The organism is Brevundimonas sp. NPDC007368 (genome assembly GCF_042869015.1).
Taxonomy (GTDB): Bacteria; Pseudomonadota; Alphaproteobacteria; order Caulobacterales; family Caulobacteraceae; genus Brevundimonas.
This window is the reverse complement of record NZ_JBIAFA010000005.1, coordinates 280855-299301: the sequence shown is the minus strand read 5'-3', so window position 1 is coordinate 299301 and position 18447 is coordinate 280855. Positions and strand designations below refer to the sequence as shown.

General features: G+C 68.2%; 19 protein-coding genes. 6 read left to right on the top strand and 13 right to left on the bottom strand.

Going from position 1 to position 18447, the window contains the following annotated elements; genetic code table 11:
- Nucleotides 1-72: 72 nt before the first annotated feature.
- The 8 genes from ACFYLW_RS12850 to ACFYLW_RS12815 form a co-directional block, all read right to left on the bottom strand.
- A complete protein-coding gene (locus ACFYLW_RS12850) occupies nt 73-690 on the bottom strand; it encodes a DNA-3-methyladenine glycosylase I (protein WP_312063389.1) in 618 nt (205 codons plus the stop codon).
- A gap of 231 nt (nt 691-921) precedes the next feature.
- Nucleotides 922-1902, bottom strand: a complete 981-nt coding sequence (locus tag ACFYLW_RS12845; RefSeq protein ID WP_390183173.1) for a TraB/GumN family protein — start codon at nt 1900-1902, stop codon at nt 922-924.
- 81 nt (nt 1903-1983) lie between these two features.
- Nucleotides 1984-2130, bottom strand: a complete 147-nt coding sequence (locus ACFYLW_RS12840; protein ID WP_292084468.1) for a hypothetical protein — start codon at nt 2128-2130, stop codon at nt 1984-1986.
- A 24-nt stretch (nt 2131-2154) separates the two neighbouring features.
- A complete protein-coding gene (locus ACFYLW_RS12835; RefSeq protein WP_312063386.1) occupies nt 2155-2319 on the bottom strand; it encodes a hypothetical protein in 165 nt (54 codons plus the stop codon).
- 60 nt (nt 2320-2379) lie between these two features.
- Entirely contained in the window at nt 2380-2580 is a 201-nt protein-coding gene (locus ACFYLW_RS12830) for a helix-turn-helix transcriptional regulator (protein WP_312063384.1), read from the bottom strand.
- Entirely contained in the window at nt 2577-3029 is a 453-nt protein-coding gene (locus ACFYLW_RS12825; protein WP_312063382.1) for a hypothetical protein, read from the bottom strand. The genes ACFYLW_RS12830 and ACFYLW_RS12825 overlap by 4 nt, the downstream gene beginning before the upstream one ends.
- Nucleotides 3030-3131: 102 nt before the next feature.
- Nucleotides 3132-3923, bottom strand: a complete 792-nt coding sequence (locus ACFYLW_RS12820) for a folate-binding protein (RefSeq protein WP_312063380.1) — start codon at nt 3921-3923, stop codon at nt 3132-3134.
- Between the two features lie 209 nt (nt 3924-4132).
- Nucleotides 4133-4678, bottom strand: a complete 546-nt coding sequence (locus ACFYLW_RS12815; RefSeq protein ID WP_312063379.1) for a hypothetical protein — start codon at nt 4676-4678, stop codon at nt 4133-4135.
- Between the two features lie 139 nt (nt 4679-4817).
- On the opposite strand from ACFYLW_RS12815, the gene pelA reads away from it, so the two are divergent.
- From pelA to ACFYLW_RS12785, 6 genes are all read left to right on the top strand, one after another.
- Complete coding sequence (gene pelA / locus ACFYLW_RS12810; protein ID WP_312063376.1) at nt 4818-6125, top strand: pectate lyase; 1308 nt, start codon at nt 4818-4820, stop codon at nt 6123-6125.
- A gap of 91 nt (nt 6126-6216) precedes the next feature.
- Nucleotides 6217-7173: a glycosyltransferase family 9 protein gene (locus ACFYLW_RS12805; protein ID WP_312063375.1), complete on the top strand. Its 957-nt coding sequence runs from the start codon at nt 6217-6219 to the stop codon at nt 7171-7173.
- A 65-nt stretch (nt 7174-7238) separates the two neighbouring features.
- Nucleotides 7239-8576 carry a dihydroorotase gene (locus ACFYLW_RS12800; RefSeq protein ID WP_312063373.1) on the top strand — a complete coding sequence of 446 codons (1338 nt, stop codon included), beginning with the start codon at nt 7239-7241 and terminating at the stop codon, nt 8574-8576.
- The gene (locus tag ACFYLW_RS12795) at nt 8573-9307 is read left to right on the top strand and encodes a prephenate dehydrogenase (protein ID WP_312063371.1); all 735 of its coding nucleotides are present in this window, start codon (nt 8573-8575) and stop codon (nt 9305-9307) included. Before ACFYLW_RS12800 ends, ACFYLW_RS12795 begins: the two co-directional genes overlap by 4 nt.
- A 149-nt stretch (nt 9308-9456) precedes the next feature.
- Nucleotides 9457-12147, top strand: coding sequence for a pyruvate, phosphate dikinase (gene ppdK / locus ACFYLW_RS12790; protein WP_312063370.1), 2691 nt, complete (start codon nt 9457-9459; stop codon nt 12145-12147).
- 230 nt (nt 12148-12377) lie between these two features.
- Nucleotides 12378-12905, top strand: a complete 528-nt coding sequence (locus ACFYLW_RS12785; RefSeq protein ID WP_312063369.1) for a porin family protein — start codon at nt 12378-12380, stop codon at nt 12903-12905.
- Nucleotides 12906-12990: 85 nt separating this feature from the next.
- Here ACFYLW_RS12785 and ACFYLW_RS12780 read toward each other — a convergent pair whose 3' ends face one another.
- From ACFYLW_RS12780 to ACFYLW_RS12760, 5 genes are all read right to left on the bottom strand, one after another.
- A complete protein-coding gene (locus ACFYLW_RS12780) occupies nt 12991-13257 on the bottom strand; it encodes a hypothetical protein (RefSeq protein WP_292084450.1) in 267 nt (88 codons plus the stop codon).
- A gap of 100 nt (nt 13258-13357) precedes the next feature.
- Entirely contained in the window at nt 13358-14503 is a 1146-nt protein-coding gene (locus ACFYLW_RS12775) for a beta-ketoacyl-ACP synthase III (RefSeq protein ID WP_312063368.1), read from the bottom strand.
- A 149-nt stretch (nt 14504-14652) separates the two neighbouring features.
- Nucleotides 14653-16716 carry a capsular polysaccharide biosynthesis protein gene (locus tag ACFYLW_RS12770; protein WP_312063367.1) on the bottom strand — a complete coding sequence of 688 codons (2064 nt, stop codon included), beginning with the start codon at nt 16714-16716 and terminating at the stop codon, nt 14653-14655.
- Nucleotides 16717-16933: 217 nt separating this feature from the next.
- A complete protein-coding gene (locus ACFYLW_RS12765; RefSeq protein ID WP_313472347.1) occupies nt 16934-17752 on the bottom strand; it encodes a CoA ester lyase in 819 nt (272 codons plus the stop codon).
- Nucleotides 17752-18429: an SDR family NAD(P)-dependent oxidoreductase gene (locus ACFYLW_RS12760; protein WP_312065414.1), complete on the bottom strand. Its 678-nt coding sequence runs from the start codon at nt 18427-18429 to the stop codon at nt 17752-17754. The genes ACFYLW_RS12765 and ACFYLW_RS12760 overlap by 1 nt, the downstream gene beginning before the upstream one ends.
- Nucleotides 18430-18447: the final 18 nt, after the last annotated feature.

The following is an 18447-nucleotide window of genomic DNA, read 5'->3' as shown; positions in this document are numbered from 1 at the left end:
GGGGCGGCCTGAGAGCGGGCGTTTCGGATGTCCGCAACGGGTCGAAAGCAGACAAACCCTCTACGCCCGCAATCAGACCTTGGCGACCACGCCCGATCGGCCCATCGTGCCGACCTCCCCATGCCGGAAACAGGTCGTCTGATGGTCGTTGACCATGCCGACAGCCTGCATGAAGGCGTAGGTGATGACCGGGCCGCAGAATTTGAAGCCGCGCGCCTTCAGAGCCTTGGCCATGGCGACGCTTTGGGGCGTCTGGGTCGGGGCCTCGCGGAAGTGGCTCCACTGGTTCACCAGAGGCTGGCCGTCGACGAAGGACCAGAGCCAGGCGGAGAAGTCCTCGCCGCTGTCCCTCATGTCCAGCCAGATCCGCGCGCCGTTGATGGCGGCCTCGATCTTGGCGCGTGAGCGGATGATGCGCGGATCGGCCAGCAGGCGCTCGCGGTCGGCGTCGTCATAGCGGGCGATCATCTCGGGATCGAAGCCGTCGAAGGCCTCGCGCATCCCCTCGCGCTTTCTCAGGATGGTGATCCAGGCCAGTCCGGCCTGAAACCCGTCCAGCACCAGCTTCTCCCACAGGGCGCGGGGATCGTACTCGGGCACGCCCCATTCGGTGTCGTGATAGGCGATGTAGAGCGGGTCGGTCGTCCCGCACCAGCCGCAGCGGCCTTCGGCCTTTTCGGATTCCGTCATGGCGCGATGTTGCTGGAATGTTCTGGTGGCGCAAGGGGGGCATCAACCTCCGTCATCCCGGAAGCGGCGTAGCCGCTATCCGGGACCGCTACAAAAGCAGACGGCGGCGGCCTGGGCGGTCCCGGCTCTCCGCCTTGCTGCGCAAGGCTGCGGCCGGGATGACGGATGGGGGCGGGCATGCGAAAAGGCCCGGCGTCTCCACCGGGCCTCACGCGTGGTCGAAGCCGGAACCTACAGCCGTTCGACCGAGTATCCGCGCGCCTTCAGCATGTCGATGAGGCTGTCCTGATCGGCCAGGTGGGCGACGCCGACAGCGACGAAGGCGCTGCCCGAACCCTTCATCATCGTCTCGATCTGGTCGGTCCAGTCGGCGTTGCGCACGATCAGGGCGGCGCGGTGGACGTCTTCGTGGATGTCGCGGGTGTCGAGGCGGTTGAGGCGGCCGACCTCGGCGGCGTCGCCCTTGAGCCAGGCGGCGACGGTCTGATCCAGCTTGGGCACGATCTGGCCGCCGTTGCGGACATAGTTATTCAGATAGGCGATCTGGGCCTCCTCGCTCATGCCGGCGATCAGGCGCAACTGGCGGTCGGCGGTTTCGAAGCCGTGGATAGTCTTACCCTCGGCGCGGGCCCGGTCCATCAGGGTCTTGTCGACCCCCAGGTCGGGACGATAGCCGGCCTGCATGGGGGCGGTTCCTGCAACGATGAAGGCGGCCAGCCAGGGGCGATAGGCGTCCAGGGCCGCGCCGCTGGCGCCGACGCCCTGGGCGGCCTTGTCGAAGGCCGCGAAGTCCTCGGTCGATAGGATGGACGACAGGGGGCGGTCGGGGGTGACGCCGTGCTGTTGGGCCACCTTGGCGGCGACGGTCGGGTCGTCCTGATCAGCCACCTCGACCCAGAACTGGTCGGCGCCGGCGAAGGCCGCGTCCACCTTGTCCGACCCCCAGGCCGTGCCGGGGCGCAGATAGTGGATGGTGCCGAACAGATAGACGGTGGAGTCCGCGTCCCTGACCACCCACAGCGGCGGACCGGCGCCCTCGGCGCGGGGGATGGGGGCGGCGGCGACAGCGGGAGCGGGGGCGGCGGCTTGCTCAGCGTGGGCGGCGCCGGGGAAGGCGGCGAGGGCGGCGCTGGCGGCCAGGGCGGCGCAGGCGCCGAAGGCCATGCGCGAGACGTGATTGGCCGTACGGCCCATGCGGTTGGCGAGGGTCATTGGATCGTCCTTGGATTGTCGGGGTGTCGGGAAAGGGCGCCGATCGGGTCGGCGAAGGCGTCGGCCCGGAGGGCCGGAAGGTCAGTGCGTGGTCGAGACGGCGGCCGCGGGCTGGGCCTGGCCGAAGGTGGGGACGGCCTCGACGGCTGTGGCGATCAGGAAGGCGCCGCAGAGGCCGAGGGCGAAGCCCGAGAAGCGTTCGACGATGGCGGAGTAGAGATTGAACATGGGTCTGATCCTGAAAAAGAGGGGCTAGCGGGCGGCGATGGCGGCGGCGGGGGCGTCGAACCAGGCGGCGGCCTGGCCGGGGCTGGGGATCAGCATCACGGCGATGCAGATCAGCAGGGCTCCGCAGACGCCCAGGGCGAAGTCGGAGACGTGTTTGGCCGCTTGGCCCATGCGGATGGCGCAGGTCATTGGTTAGTCCTCTGAATGTCGTGGTGTTTTGAAGGTTAGCGAGCCTTGGGCTCGCCGGGATCACTGAACGAAGATGGCTTCGATCGGTCGGCCGAAAAGGCGGGAGATGCGGAAGGCCAGAGGCAGGGAGGGGTCGTAGCGGCCCTTTTCCAGCGCCTGGACGGTTTGACGGGAGACGCCGAGCTGTTCGGCGAGATCAGCCTGGGTCCAGTTGCGCTCGGCGCGGAAGACCTTGAGGCGGTTGACGAAATCGCTGGTCATCGGCGGGCCATCCACCAGCCGCACCAGGCGACGCCGTAGCCGACGGCCTGGGCGGCGAAGACGCCGACGACGCCGACGGCGACCAGGGCCGCGTCCGAGCGCTGCACGAAGGCCGGCAGCAGGTTCACGTCCATCAGCGTGGCGGCCACGACGCCGGCGCCGCCGACGACCAGACCCAGATTGCCGCCCCACCACCAGGCCCACTTGTGGGCTTCCTTGGCGGCTTCATCGAGGGCGCGCCACCAGTAGAGGCTGTGGATGGCCGAAAAGACGGCGACGGCGGCGGCCAGCAGGACCACGCCCAGTTGCGGGGCGTCGCCCAGTTGGGCGGGCCAGAAGGGCGCGGCGACGGTCAGGCCGGAGGAGACTACCACCAGAGCGCACAGGCCCACGGTCAGGTCGTTCATCTTCTTGTTGTTGGCGGCGGCGGTCTTGGTGACGGTGTTCATGACAAGCTCCCCTGTCGTTGTGACAAGTGAACTTTACCAACATCACGTTTTACGTCAAGCGACTTTTACATCATGACAAGCAGATTTTCCGTTCTGCCGAAATTAGCCTTGAAATTCAGGGATCCAGCGGGGCTTTTCGACCCGCACGGGACGGCCGTCGACGCTCAGATCGCCCTCCAGACGGTCCAGACGCATCAGGGCGATGGCGCGACCAGCAGCGCCGGTCATGACCTCGCCGGCCCGAAGTTCGCCGTTCAGCACCTCGGCGCCGCGCTCGGGGGCGGGGCCGTCGAAGGCGATGGCCATCATGCGGTTCTTGATCGTGCCGCGCCGCTTCATGCGCGAGGTCGTTTCCTGACCGATGAAGCAGCCCTTATGGAAGTCGATGCCGTTCAGCAGGTCGAAGTCGGCCTCGATGGGATAGGTCTTGTCCAGCAGGGGGTCCGCCGTGGGGTCGGGCACGCCGAGGCTCAGCCGGTGCGTCTGCCAGTCGGCCTCGGTCGCATTCGTCTCGCACTGATCGCCCCAGCGGCGACCGCCGAGTTCGGGCAGGCGGGGGTCGGGGACGAAGCCCTCGGGCGTCTCGTTCCAGGCGACGAAGACCGCGTCGGGGATGGGCATGACCTCGACGCTGGATCGCAGTCTGTACATCGACAAACGCTGGACCAAGGCGTCGCGCCGCTCAGTCGCCACGTCCAGCACCACGCCGTTCTCCTCACCCCAGAGGAAGAGGTCGAACAGCAGCCGACCGGGCGGTGACAACAGGGCGCCGAAGCGCAGGGCGCCGGGTTCCAGCGTCTCCACGTCCTGCGTCAGCAGGTTGTGCAGGAAGGGGCGGGCGTCAGGGCCGGTGACGCGGATCAGGGCGCGGCTGTCGAGGCGGGCGATGGACATACGGCCAAGATAGGGAGGGGGAGGCCTTCACACCACAGTCCTTCTCCCCTTGAGGGAGAAGGTGGGCGCCGGAGGCGCTCGGATGAGGGGTGTGAGCGCGACGTTGGGCCCGGAGTCTGGACGGAGCGTTCACGGTATCAAGCCGCGTCGTCGACACCCCTCATCCGTCTCGCTTCGCGAGCCACCTTCTCCCACAAGGGGAGAAGGGACTAAACGACCGCGTATCGCGCGACGACCCCGTCCGGCTGGAAGTCATGCTCGGCCAATCTGTCCAGCGAGGCGAGGACGCGGGCGACGAAGTCCTCGGGATCGCCCTCTTCGATGGCGGGACGCAGCCAGTCGGTGACCACGGCGCGGGCGGGGTAGGTCCCGACCGGGCCGGGAACGCTGAGGGCCACCTCGACCCCCTCGGCGATCCAGCCTGCCACCGTGGCGAAGAAGTCCATGCCTGCCAGAAACTCGGAGCGGCGCACGACATAGAGGGTGATTTCGCCGCGCTCGACGCCGTCGGGGCGGATGATGACGCCGCTGCGGTCGGGCCGCCAGTCGTCGGACAACTCGACCGCCCGCCACAGACAGAACCAGACGCGGCAGGTCGGGGGCCGGACCTCATGGACCGAGCAGCCCGCCCCATCGACGCAATAGCCGCACAGCTCGCCCGTCGGCTTGGCCAGTTCGGGCAGGTTCAGCGGGATCACGCGGCAGCACTCGACGCAGCCGCCGCAGGACCGGTCGGGAAGAAGGGGCAGGCTCATCATGCCGCCTTAGCGCATCAGGAGGCAAAAGCGCAGACCTCGCCGACGACGAGGTCTTGCGCTCGTATCATTATGTAGAATAACTTTTGACATAATGAGAACGGCGCTCAAGCCGAAACGCAGTCGGGAAACGCATCCAGTGAGACACGTCTTCGCCATTTCGTTCGCAGCCCTCGCCGCCATGGCGGGCTCTGGTCTTCACGCCGGCGCCGTCAAGGCCGAAGTCATTCGCGCCAACACGCCCGCCGTCGGTCTGACCATCGACCGCATCGGCGCCCTGCCGGACGCCGAGCGCGGCGCCTGGGCGGACTATCTGGCGCGGTCGCAAGCCCAGCACCTGGCCGATCGCGCCGCCCTGGCCGCCGAACTGCCGCCTGGCGCCACCCCGCCGCCGCCGCCCCTGGCCATTCGCGGCAACAGTTCGCACATGCCGCTGGATCGTCCGGCTCGTTGGTATGGCTCGGCCGAGGCCCGCGCCGTGGCTGACGCCGTGGTCAGTTTCCAGACCCCCGCCGGCGGCTGGAGCAAGAACCAAGACCGCAGCATCAAGCGTTTGCCCGGCCAGCGTTTCTCCAACGACGCCGAGACCATGGAGCAGAACCCCGCCAACTTCGACGCTCCGGCGGACCGTTTCTGGACCTTTGTCGGCACGCTCGACAACAACGCCACCTGGACCGAGATGCGCTACCTGGCCAAGGTCGCGGCCCAGGCACCGGGTCGTGAAGGCGACGCCTGGCGGGCCAGCGTCATCAAGGGGGTCCACTACCTGCTGAACGCCCAGTATCCGAACGGCGGCTGGCCGCAGATCTGGCCGCTGGAAGGCGGTTTCCACGACTCCATCACCTTCAACGACAACGCCGTGGCCGAGGCCGCCATGGTGCTGCGCGACGTGGCCAACGGCACGGAAGGCTTCGGCTTCGTGCCGCCGGAACTGGAAGTTCGCGCCGCCGAGGCGGTGAAGAAGGCCATCGACGTCACGCTGGCCGCCCAGGTGCGCAAGGGCGACCAGCTTCAGGGCTGGCCCCAGCAGGTCGAACCCATGCGCCTGGTCCCCACCAGCGCTCGCAACTATGAACCGCGCTCGATCGCCAGCGGCGAGACAACGGACATTCTCGAGTTCCTGATGGGCGAGCCCAACCCGTCGCCCGAGGTCAAGGCGGCGATCCGTGGCGGCGTGGCCTGGCTGGAATCGGTGCGCGTTTACGACAAATCCTTCGAGATGACTGACGACGGCCGCAAGCTGATCGACAAGCCGGGCGCCGGCCCGATCTGGTCGCGCAACTACGACCTGGTCACCGGCCGTCCGATCTTCGGCGACAAGGACCAGACCATCCACGACGACGTCAACGGCATCTCCATCGGCCGTCGCAACGGCTATTCCTGGTGGCTGGCCGCCCCGCAACGGGCGCTGGATCTCTACGCCACCTGGTCGGCGGCGAATCCCTAGAACTTGAGCCAAACGGGCCGCCATTCCAAACCGGATGGCGGCTCCTGTCGCATCTACTGAATTCCGTAGAGAATCCCTCTAGGGTCGCCCCATGCACGGGCGTTTCCCGATCCTCTATATCGCCGAGGCGGACGCAGAAGACGCGGTCCTCTCGTCGGGGGCGCTCGCCCATCTGGTCGAGGCCATTCCGCACGCCACCTTCACCGTCGTCGGATCGCCGGCCAGCGCGCCGCTGTTCGCAGACCTGCCGCGGCTGGAGCGGTTGATCGTTCTGGATCGCGACGGGCGCTGGGACTGGATTGCCCTGTGGAATCAGGTGCGCGAGACCAACTGGGGCCTGGTGGTCGACATGCGCGGCTCGACCCTATCGGGCAAGCTGCGGCGTCAGAAGCGGGCGGTGAAGGGCAAGGTCCTGCCGGACGTGCATCTGGTCGAGCAGGCGGCGCGGGTGCTGCAGCTGGATGAGATCCCAGCGCCCAAGCTGTTCGTCGGGCGCGATGCGCAGGAAGCCGCCGACGCCCTGATCCCGCCGGGCGAGGGTCCGATCCTGGCCATCGGGCCGGGCGTGGACTGGATCGGCAAGCGCTGGCCCGCAGACCGCTACGCCAAGGTGGCGCTGTCGCTGCTGGGCGAGGGCGGCCCACTGGCCGGCGGGCGGCTGATGATCGTCGGCGAGGAAGCGGACCGCGACGCGGCCCATTCCATCCGCTTCGCCGTCAAGCGCGAGCGGGTGATCGAACTGCAAGGCCGGCTGACGCGATTGCAGACGGTGGCGGCCCTGTCGCGGGCCGACTTCTATATCGGCGGGGACTCGCTGTGGACCCAGCTGGCGGTCGCGGCGGGCGTGCCGGCGGTGGGGGTGTTCGGCCCTTCGGACGAGGCCCTGCGCCGGCCCTGGACCGGGGTGGCCGTGCGCGGGCCGCGCAGCCTGCAGGAGTTCATCGACCTGGACCCGCGCCTGAACCAGCATATCCAGCACATGATGGACCTGCCCTATGAGCGGGTGCTGAAGGCGTCGAAGAAGCTGCTGGCGCAACTGGCCGGCTGAGCCTTCGGGGGTTGTCCCCTGGGGCGTCGGGCGCGCATAAGCGCACGACCTCAGGAGATGCGCCCATGACCCAGACCTATGACCTGATCGTGCGAGGCGGCGAAGTCGCCAACCACGCCGGACGCGGCATGGCCGACGTCGGTGTCATCGACGGGCGCATCGCCTTCATCGGCGACCTGTCCCAGGCCTCGGCGGGCGAGGTGTTCGACGCGACGGGCCTGACGGTCTTGCCGGGCGTCATCGATACCCAGGTCCACTTCCGCGAGCCGGGTCTGGAATGGAAGGAAGATCTGGAGACCGGCAGCCGCGCGGCGGCCCTGGGCGGCGTCGTCGCCGTGTTCGAGATGCCGAACACCAACCCCAACACGACCGACCCCGAAACCATGGCCGACAAGCTGGTCCGGGCCAACAACCGGATGTGGACAGACCACGCCTTCTACGTCGGCGGCACGCACGAGAATGCCGAGCATCTGGCCGATCTGGAGCGCCTGCCGGGCTGCTGCGGGGTCAAGGTCTTCATGGGCGCCTCGACCGGCGACCTGCTGATCGCCGACGACGAGGGGGTGCGCAAGGTCCTGTCGAACGTGCGCCGCCGCGCCACCTTCCACTCCGAGGACGAATACCGACTGGTCGAGCGCCGCAGCCTGGCCCGCACCGGCGACTGGACCAGCCACCCCGAAGTCCGCGACGCCGAGAGCGCCATCATGTCCACCCGCCGTCTGGTCGGGCTAGCCAAGGAGACCGGCGCCCGCATCCACGTCCTGCACGTCACGACGAAGGACGAGATGGAGTTCCTGCGTTTCCACAAGGACGTCGCCACCGTCGAGATCACGCCACAGCACCTGACGCTGGTGGCGCCCGAGGCCTATGAGCGGCTCGGCGCCTATGCCCAGATGAACCCGCCGATCCGGTCGCAGGAGCACGTCGACGCCCTGTGGCTGTGGGGGATGCAGCAGGGGGTGGCCGACGTCCTGGGCTCGGACCACGCGCCGCACACGAAGGAAGAGAAGTCCAAGCCCTATCCGGCCTCGCCGTCGGGGATGCCGGGGGTGCAGACCCTGGTGCCGCTGATGCTGACCCATGTGGCCGAGGGGCGTCTGTCGCTGGAACGCTTCATCGACCTGACCTCGGGCGGGGCGCAGCGGGTGTTCGGCACGGCCAATAAGGGGCGGATGGCCGTCAGCTACGACGCCGACCTGACCATTGTCGACCTGAAGGCGAAGAAGACCATCACCCACGACCAGCAAGCCAGCCGCTGCGGCTGGACCCCCTTCGACGGTTTCGAGACGACCGGCTGGCCGGTGGCCACCATCGTCCGCGGCCGGGTGGTGATGAAGGACGGCGAACTGATCGGTCAGGCCCACGGCCAGCCGGTAAGGTTCCAGGAAACCTTGGCGGGGTGAGCAACGCCAAACCCCGGCTTGGCCTGATCGGCTTCGGCGCCTTCGGGCGGCTGACGGCCAGGCATCTGTCGCCATTTTTCGACATCCTTGCCCATGATCCGGCGATCAGCGACGGCGAGGGGCAGGCGCGGCTGGCGACGCTGGAGGAGGTCGCGGCCTGTCCGACGGTGGTGCTGGCCGTGCCGGTCGGGGTTCTGGCCGAGACGGTCGCGGCGATTGCGCCGCACGTGACGCCGGGCGCCCTGATCCTCGACGTCGGATCGGTGAAGGTGAAGCCGGCGCAGGTCATGCTGGAGGGGGTGCCCGAGGGCGTGGATGTCGTCGGCACCCACCCCCTGTTCGGCCCCCAGAGCGGCAAGGACGGCATCGCCGGTCTGCGCATCGCCGTCTGTCCGGTGCGGGGCGACAAGGCGGCGTGGCGCGTGGCCGCCTTCTGCCGCCGGGCGCTGGGGCTCAAGGTCTTCGTCGTCACGCCTGAAGATCACGACCGCGAGGCGGCGACGGTGCAGGGCCTGACCCACCTGATCGCCAAGGTCCTGCTGGCCATGGAGCCCCTGCCGACGCGGATGACCACGACCAGCTTCGAGCGGGTCATGCAGGGCGTGGACATGGTCCGCCACGACAGCGCGGCGGTGTTCCGCGCCATCGAGCACGACAACCCCTACGCCGCCGAGGTCCGCCGCCGCTTCTTCGACCTGGCCGAACAGGCGCGGGCCGAGCTGGACGGCTGATCGGAGAGGGGCGAACAGGCGTTTCCGATACATCCTCTCACGGATTGTTACGCGCCCGGCCTCGCCTTCGCAGGTGCAGCGCGCTAGTGAAGTCCCCCGTAAGCGGGACTCACCAGATCCCGCGACGACCACGGCTCAGGGACTGCAAGATGACCAAGTGGGTGTACGGCTTCGGCGGGGGATCCGCTGACGGCGATGCGTCGATGAAGAACCTTCTCGGCGGCAAGGGCGCGAACCTCGCGGAAATGTCGTCGCTGGGCCTTCCGGTGCCGCCCGGCTTTACGATCACGACGGAAGCCTGCGTCCACTATTATTCCAACGGTCAGTCCTATCCCGCTGAGCTTGCTGATCAGGTCGCCGCCGGTCTGAAGACCGTCGAGGGCATCGTCGGCAAGACCTTCGGCGACGCCGCCAACCCCCTGCTGGTCTCGGTGCGCTCGGGTGCGCGGGCCTCGATGCCGGGCATGATGGACACGGTGTTGAACCTGGGCCTGAACGACCAGACGGTCGAGGGTCTGGCCAAACTGTCCGGCGACCGCCGCTTCGCTTTCGACAGCTATCGTCGTTTCATCACCATGTATTCCAATGTGGTCCTGGGCATCGGCCACGATCAGTTTGAAGAGGTTCTGGACGACCACAAGGATCGTCTGGGCGTCTCGGTCGACACCGAGCTGACCGCCGAGAACTGGGAAAAGGTCGTCGCCGACTACAAGGTCTTGGTCGAGCGCGAGCTGGGCCAGCCCTTCCCGCAGGACCCGCATGACCAGCTGTGGGGCGCCGTCTCGGCCGTCTTCGCCAGCTGGATGAACGACCGCGCGAAATTCTATCGCCGCATGCACGACATCCCCGAAAGCTGGGGCACCGCCGTCAACATCCAGTCCATGGTGTTCGGCAACATGGGCGAGACCTCGGCCACCGGCGTGGCCTTCACTCGCAACCCGTCGACCGGCGAGGCGCGCCTGTACGGCGAGTTCCTGATCAACGCCCAGGGCGAGGACGTGGTCGCGGGCATCCGCACGCCGCAGTCCCTGACCAAGGCCGGCCGCGAGGAGATGGGCGAAACCGCTCCCTCGATGGAAGAGGCCATGCCGGTCGTCTTCGGCCAGTTCGTCGACGTCGTGAACCGGCTGGAAAGCCACTATCGCGACATGCAGGACATCGAGTTCACGGTCGAGCAGGGCCGTTTGTGGATGCTGCAGACCCGCAACGGCAAGCGCACGGCCAAGTCGGCGCTGAAGATCGCCGTTGACCTGGCCTCCGAAGGCGTGATCTCGCAGGAAGAGGCCGTGTCCCGGGTCGAGCCCGCCGCTCTGGACCAGCTGCTGCACCCGACCCTGGATCCCAACGCCGCCCGCACCGTCGTCGCGGCGGGCCTGCCGGCCTCGCCCGGCGCGGCCACCGGCAAGATCGTCTTTGACGCCGACGAGGCCGAGCGCCTGTCGCAGGTCGGGGACGCCGTCATCCTGGTGCGCGAGGAAACCAGCCCCGAAGACATCCACGGCATGCACGCGGCGCGCGGCATCGTCACCGCGCGCGGCGGCATGACCAGCCATGCCGCCGTGGTGGCGCGCGGCATGGGCCGGCCTTGCGTCTCCGGCGCCGGTGAAATCTCGATCAACGAGAAGGCCGGGACCTTCACCGCGCGCGGCCGCACCTTCAAGGCGGGCGAAGTCATCACCATCGACGGCGGCAAGGGCGAGGTGCTGGACGGCGCCGTGCCCATGATCGAGCCTGAACTGACGGGCGACTTCCAGACCCTGATGGCCTGGGCCGACGGCGTGCGCCGCCTGAAGGTCCGCGCCAACGCCGAGACCCCGCTGGACGCCAAGACCGCGCGCGGCTTCGGCGCCGAGGGCATCGGCCTGTCGCGCACCGAGCACATGTTCTTCGACGAGGCCCGCATCGCCGCCGTGCGCGAGATGATCCTGGCCGACGACGAGCAGGGCCGCCGCGTCGCCCTGGCCAAGATCGCGCCCTTCCAGAAGGCCGACTTCGCCGAGCTGTTCACCATCATGAGCGGCTTGCCGGTGACGGTGCGCCTGCTGGACCCGCCGCTGCACGAGTTCATCCCGCACACCGACGCCGACATCGACGCCCTGGCCGCCGGCTCGGGTCTGGACGCCGCCAAGCTGAAGCGTCGCGCGCGTGAACTGCACGAGACCAATCCCATGCTCGGCCACCGCGGCTGCCGCCTGGGCGTGGCCTATCCCGAAATCTACGAGATGCAGGTCCGCGCCATCCTCGAGGCGGCGCTGGAGGTCAAGAAGGCGTCGGGCGTCGCCCCGATCCCCGAGATCATGCACCCGCTGGTCGCCCTGGGCCTGGAGATGAAGTTCCTGCGTGAACTGACCGACCGCACCGCCAAGGCCGTGTTCGCCGATGCGGGCGACAGCGTCGAATATCTGGTCGGCACCATGATCGAATTGCCGCGCGCCGCCCTGCGCGCCGCCGATCTGGCCGAGCACGCCGAGTTCTTCAGCTTCGGCACCAACGACCTGACCCAGACGACCTTCGGCATCAGCCGCGACGATTCCGGCCACTTCCTGCAGGCCTATCTGGACAAGGGCATCTTCGAGACCGATCCCTTCGTGCGTCTGGATCAGGACGGCGTAGGCGACCTGATCCGCATCGCCGCCGAGCGCGGTCGCGGCGCCCGGCCGGGAATCAAGATGGGCATCTGCGGCGAACATGGCGGCGACCCGTCGTCCATCGCCTTCTGCGAGAGCGTGGCCCTCGACTACGTGTCGTGCTCGCCCTACCGCGTGCCGATCGCCCGTCTGGCGGCGGCCCAGGCCGCTCTGGCGGCGCGTTCGGGCGAGGAGCGCGAAAAGGACCGCTAGAGCCTGCTTCAGGCTTGAGCGTGCAAAGGCGGTCCCTCGGGGCCGCCTTTTTCGTGCCGGAATAAGGTCGTGATCGGCGTAACGCCGTGTGTGTCAAGTTGCGCACGGGTGGGCCGTGTATTCGATCTCATATGGAACGGCTGTGCGGGATGCCCATTTAACTACTCGCTGGATGGGGTCGGTGACCGCAGAAGTCACCGCATCTAGTTTTACTAGGAGTTATAGAAACAATGCGTAACATTCTTCTCGCTGCCGCCGCCATTTCTGCTCTCGCCGCTCCGGCTTTCGCTCAGTCGGGTCCGGACGCCCGTGGATACGGCTCGCTGGGCTACACGCATGTTGAAGGGGATAACGCCACGACCGGCGCCGTGACCGGCCGTCTAGGCGTCAACCTGAACCGCTACCTGGCGGTCGAGACCGAGGCTTCGGTCGGCGTCAAGGATGACGACTTCACCGTCGCCGGGGTCGACGGCTCGATCAAGCACGAATGGGACGCCGCCGGCTACGTGGTCGGCAAGTACCCCGTGAGCGACAAGCTGGAGCTGTTCGCCCGCGGCGGCTACGGCCACACCGAGCTGAAGCAGGAGTTCCCGGGCGCCAACACCGACGTGGGCGGCGACAGCTGGAACTACGGCGTGGGCGCCAACTACTACCTCGACGGCAAGAACGGCGTCCGCGCCGACTGGACCCGCCGCGACTTCCGCGACAACGGCGGCGAGGCCGACGCCTATTCGGTCAGCTACGTCCGTCGCTTCTAGGTCTGTCTGACGTCCAGTCTGGCGCTGGATACGACGAAGGCCCGCTCCGGAAGGAGCGGGCCTTTTCGTTCGTCTGAGAAGGGGTTTATGCCAAGCCCGGGGCGAGGGCCCAGCGTAGCGAGTTCTCGCCGAAGGGCTTGATGAAGAAGTCGCGGTAGCGTTCGAAGACCTCGATGATCTTCGTCTTCAGGTCCTGGGTCACGGACTCGCCGCGCTGGCGTTTCAGCGCCGCCACGCAGTTGACCACGATGTCTTGATGAGCCGATCCGCCCATATGTTTCAGCACCGTGGCCACGTCATGGGCCAACGGATCGCTGAGCTTTTCTGCCCACGGTGAAACGGTCTGAGTCATTCGGGCGCCATCCCCCCTCGCTCTCAACACCTGTTACGGTTTGCAAAATTTTCCGAACAGTGCAAGCGCCGCCGGAAATAATGATTCCCGTTATCTGGCCTCAGGGGCGCTTTTGCACAAAAACCGTGCCCGCCGAGTAGCCAGCGCCGAAGCTGCAGATCAGGCCCGTCTCGCCCGGTGCAAAGCCGTCGTGCTTCAGGTGGAAGGCGATGATCGATCCGGCCGACGAGGTGTTGGCGTAGTCGTCCAGGATGATGACGTTCTCTTCCGGCTCGGGTTCGCGGCCCAGCACCCTCTTGCCGATCAGGGTGTTCATGTTGATGTTGGCCTGGTGCAGCCACATCCGCTTCAGGGCGTGCGGGTCCAGGTTCAGCTCGGCGGCGTGGTCGAGGATCATGTCCGAGACCATGGGCACCACCTCCTTGAAGACCTTGCGGCCCTGCTGGACGAACATCTTGTCGCTCAGGCCGTCGGACGACACGGGCTCGCTGGCCCCCGTCGGCAGGGCCGCGCGGTTCAGGAAGCCGAAATTGTTGCGGATGTTGTTCGAGAAGCTGGTCTTCAGCTTGGTTCCGACAATGTCCCAGCCGCCCGGTCCGGCCTGATCCTTGGCCTCGACGATGACGGCGGTGGCCACGTCGCCGAAGATGAAGTGGCTGTCGCGGTCCTTGAAGTTCAGGTGGGCCGAGCAGATCTCCGGGTTCACCATCAGCACGGCCTTGACCGAGCCCGAGGCCACGAAGTCCGCCGCCGTCTTGATGCCGAAGGTGGCCGACGAACAGGCCACGTTCATGTCGAAGGCGAAGCCCTCGATGCCCAGGGCCTGCTGCACCTCGATGGCCATGGCGGGGTAGGGACGCTGCATGTTGGATGCGGCGCAGATGACGGCGCCGATCTCGCTGACCGGCTTGCCCCAGGCCCTGATGGCGTCCTCAGCGGCCTTCACCGCCATCTCGGCCAGGATGGACAGTTCGTCGTCGCCGCGCGCCGCCAGGTGCGGCAGCATCCGTTCGGGGTCGATGATGCCCGTCTTGTCCATGACAAAGCGCGACTTGATGCCTGAGGCCTTCTCGATGAAGGCCTCCGACGAGGGGGTTTTCATCTCCAGCTCGCCGGCGGCGATGGCCTCGGCGTTCTCGGCGTTCCAGGCCTCGGCCCAGGCGTTGTAGGCGGCGACCAGTTCTTCGTTCGAGATCGACTGCTCCGGCGTGAACAGGCCGGTGGCGGAGATGACGGCTTTTTGCACAGTGTAGTTCCCTAACGCTCGGCGCGCGGCGCCTCGCTGCATGAGGGAACATGGAGTCCCCGGCGCTCGACAAGTCTTATGTCGGCGCCTCGCGGCGAAGTTCGGGCGCCTCGCGGGCCGGACTCAGTCCGTTGCGATGACGAACCTTCTCAATAGGCCGGTGGAAGGCTCCGGTCGAGACTGGCTTTCACGCCCCGCATCCAGCGATTGACCCGCCCTCGCGGCGGGGCGGGCAGGGGATGGTCGCGCGCCGCGATCAGGGCCTCGACCAGATCCTCAGCCTCGCACGGCCAGCCCTCCGGCGTGACATAGACGGGGTAGCCGATCAGGGCGGCGTGGATCAGGCTCTGCAAACTGGCGCGGCGCGTGCGGCGCTCGAAGCTCAGGCGGTCGTCGGTCAGGCCCCAGCCCGCATAGAAGGGGCGGCCATAGACGCTGACCGGCTTGCCCCGCATCAGGGCCTCAAATCCGGTCAGGGAGGTCAGGGTGGCCAGCCGGTCGCAGGCGTTCAGGCAGTCGATGATGTCCAGATCGTCGGCCGAGGCGTCGACCTCCTCCATCGCCGCGTGGTCCAGAAGGCCGGGCCGGTTGCCCGCCGTCACGTCGGGGTGGTTGCGATAGATCAGGAAGGCGTCGGGGTGATCCGCCCGCGCCGCCTTCACCAGACCCGAGTTGGTGCGCAGGTCGGGGCCGCAGCCCATCATGATGGAGCGGTCGTTCTCGACCTGGCCCACGACCAGCAGGATGGGTCTGTCCTTGGGCCAGCTTGCCGGGACGCCCGCGCCCTTCAGATTGTATTTCGACAGGCCCGCCTCGACCACGCGGGCGCGAAGGGCCTCGGCCCGCGCCGCCTGATCCGGCGACGGCTCGCCCGCCTCGATCAGGCTCTCCAGTCGGCTGGGCCGGGTCGGGTCGTAATAGACGCCCTGATCGTCCAGCGCGACCGACAGGGCGCCGAAGAAGTCGGAGCCCAGGCCGCGCGAACGGATGAAGCCGTCCTCCATGCGCACGACGGGGCCTTCAAAGGCATCGGCGGCGGCGCGGATCGACGGCGTCTCCTTGCCGGCCCACCAGATCAGCCTGCCGCCCGTGGCCCGCGCATGGGCGACGGCGGCGGCGGCGCGCCAGAAGTAGCGGACGCGGCCCTTGGGGCTGTTCAGCAGGCGGCGCACCGGCGGCCGCTTGGCGGGGGCGAAGCCGACGGCCGCCCAGTCTCCCGCCAGCCGGTCCGCCCGGTCGCGCAGGGCGATCAGCCGTTCCAGCGCCGCCTCGGCTTCGCAGCGTTGACCCGTCACCGGATCGACATAGCGGGTGTAGGCGATCAGCGCCGCCGCCGCGACCTGCTCCAGCTCGCGCGCGACGCCCCGCCGCCCGGTCTGCACCGCGTCCGTGGTCAGACCCCAACCCGAATAGAAGGGTGCGCCGAAGCAGCGCACCGGCAGGCCGCGCAACAGGGCCTCGAACCCCAGGGCCGAGGTCACGACATAGACCGCGTCCACCGCCGCCAGCAGGTCGGCGGGCCGCACGTCGGTGTCGATCAGGGTGACGCCGTCCAGTTCGCTGGCCGGGATGCAGCCCTGCTTGCGCCCGGCCGCCACCGCCGGGTGGCGCTTGACGATCAACTGGGCGTCGGGTTCATCGCGCCGCGCGGTCGCCAGCATGTCCGAGAAGCTCTGCTGGGTCGCCAGCCCATAGCCGATCGAGGCGTCGCCGAAGGTCTGATCCACGATCAGCACCCGGCGGCCGGGCTTCAACAGGTCCGCGTCCAGCGGCCCGCCCATATTGGTCTTGGACACGCCCGAGGCCACGATCCTGTCGATCAGGCCGCGCGCGCGGGCCTTCATGGCGGGGTCGCACCAGTCGGGCGCGGTTTGAAGAAGATGCTCCAGCCGACTGGGCCGGGTCGCGTCGTAATAGACGCCCAGATCATCGACGATCAGGCTGAGACTGGTCGCCCCGCTCTCGCCGATCCCGACCGAGCGCAGGAAGCCGTCCTCCAGCGCCACATAGGGTTTGTCGTGCTTCTCCGCCCAGCGCCGTCCCGCCGCCGCCGTCGGCTTCATGCCCCAGCCCAGCACCGCCTCGGTCAGCGCCCCCGGCAGGGCCGACAGATCGTAATCGGGCAGGAAGGCGGACAGGAACGGCACCTTCAGCACCCCCGGCGCGCACACCCAGGCGCGGGTTTTGGACAGGGGCGGAAGCGGTGCGGTCATGAGGCTGTGTCTACGGTTTGTAGAGTCAGGGCGCCACCCCGCTCTTCCTTCTCCCCTTGAGGGAGAAGGTGGGCGCCGGAGGCGCTCGGATGAGGGGTGCCGGCGCGGCGGTGGATGGTTGGCGGCCTCGCTTACAGCGTATTTCGGATAGGGCGCGCTCACACCCCTCATCCGTCAGGCTCCGCCTGCCACCTTCTCCCTCAAGGGGAGAAGGAAATTAGAGGTCAGCCAGCAAATCCAGCGCTTGTTGCAGGTGCAGCCGCTCCACCATCTCGCCCTCGACGCGGATCACGCCCAGCCCCTCGGCCTCGGGCGCGGCGAAGGCGGCGACGACCTTGCGGGCCCATTCGATCTCTTCGACCGAGGCGCCGAACGCGGCGTTCGCTCCCTCGATCTGCGACGGATGGATCAGGCTCTTGCCGTCAAAGCCGTAGAGCCGTCCTTGCGCGCACTCGGCCTTGAAGCCCGCCTCGTCCTGGATGCGGTTGAACACGCCGTCGATGACGCTCAGGCCGTTGGCGCGGGCATGGGCCACGACCGCCGCCAGCCAGGGCTTCAGCGGCTCCCGGTCGGGCGAGGCGCCGGTCTTCAGATCCTTGGCCAGGTCGTTGACGCCCAGCATCAGGCCGCTCAGGGCCCCGTCCGCTTCGGCGATGTCGCGCAGGTCCACCAGGGCGCGCGGCGTCTCGATCATGGCCCACAGGGCGACGCCGGGACGCATCCCCTCTGACAGGGCGCGGACCATGGCCGCGCTCTCGACCTTGGGCGCGACGATCAGGTCGACGGGCGCGTCCTGCAGGGCCGTCAGGTCGTCGGCGCCCCAGGGCGTGTCCAGGCCGTTGATTCGCACGCCCAGGCGCGGGCCGAAGCCGCCCTCGCGCGCCGCGGCGACCGCCGCCGCGCGGGCGTCGGCCTTCATCTCGGGCGCGACCGCGTCCTCGAGGTCCAGCACCGCCACGTCGCAAGTCAGCCCGCGCGCCTTCTCCACCGCGCGAGCATTGGAAGCCGGCAGGTAGAGGACGCTGCGCGCCCGCATCAGACCCGGCCCGTGACGGGCAGCAGGGCGCCGGTGATGGCCCGCGCCTGGGGCGAGGCCAGGAACAGGATGGCCGCGGCCAGATCGGCCGGCGCGACCCACTTGGCCGGATCGGCGTCGGGCATGTCGGCGCGATTGGCCGGGGTGTCGATGATGGAGGGCAGGACGGCGTTGACCGTGACCGAGGTCGACTTCAGTTCCTCGGCCAGGGCTTCGGTCAGGCGATGCACCGCCGACTTCGACGCGGCATAGGCGCCCATGCCGTGCGCGGCCTTCAGCGCGCCGTTGGCCCCGACATTGACGATCCGGCCTTCGTCGGAAGCCTTGAGATGGGGCAGGGCGGCGCGACTGGCGTTCAGGGCGCTGGTCAGGTTCAGGGCGAACATCCGGCCCCACTCGTCATCGCCGCCTTCGACCGTCTGCCAGACGAAGCCGCCGGCGATGTTCAGCAGGGCGTCCAGATGGCCGAAATGAGCCGCGACCGTCTCGACAGCCGTCTTGGCCGCCGCCGGATCGGTCAGGTCGACGCCGCCGACCTCCAGCACGCCCTCGGGGACGGCGTGGCCGCTGGCGTGGTCGATGACGGCGACCTTCAGCCCCTGCGCCAGCGCGCCCTCGACCACGGCGCTGCCCAGCACGCCATGCCCGCCGGTGATCGCCACGACCCGTTCGCCCATTGTCCCGCTCCCTGAAGG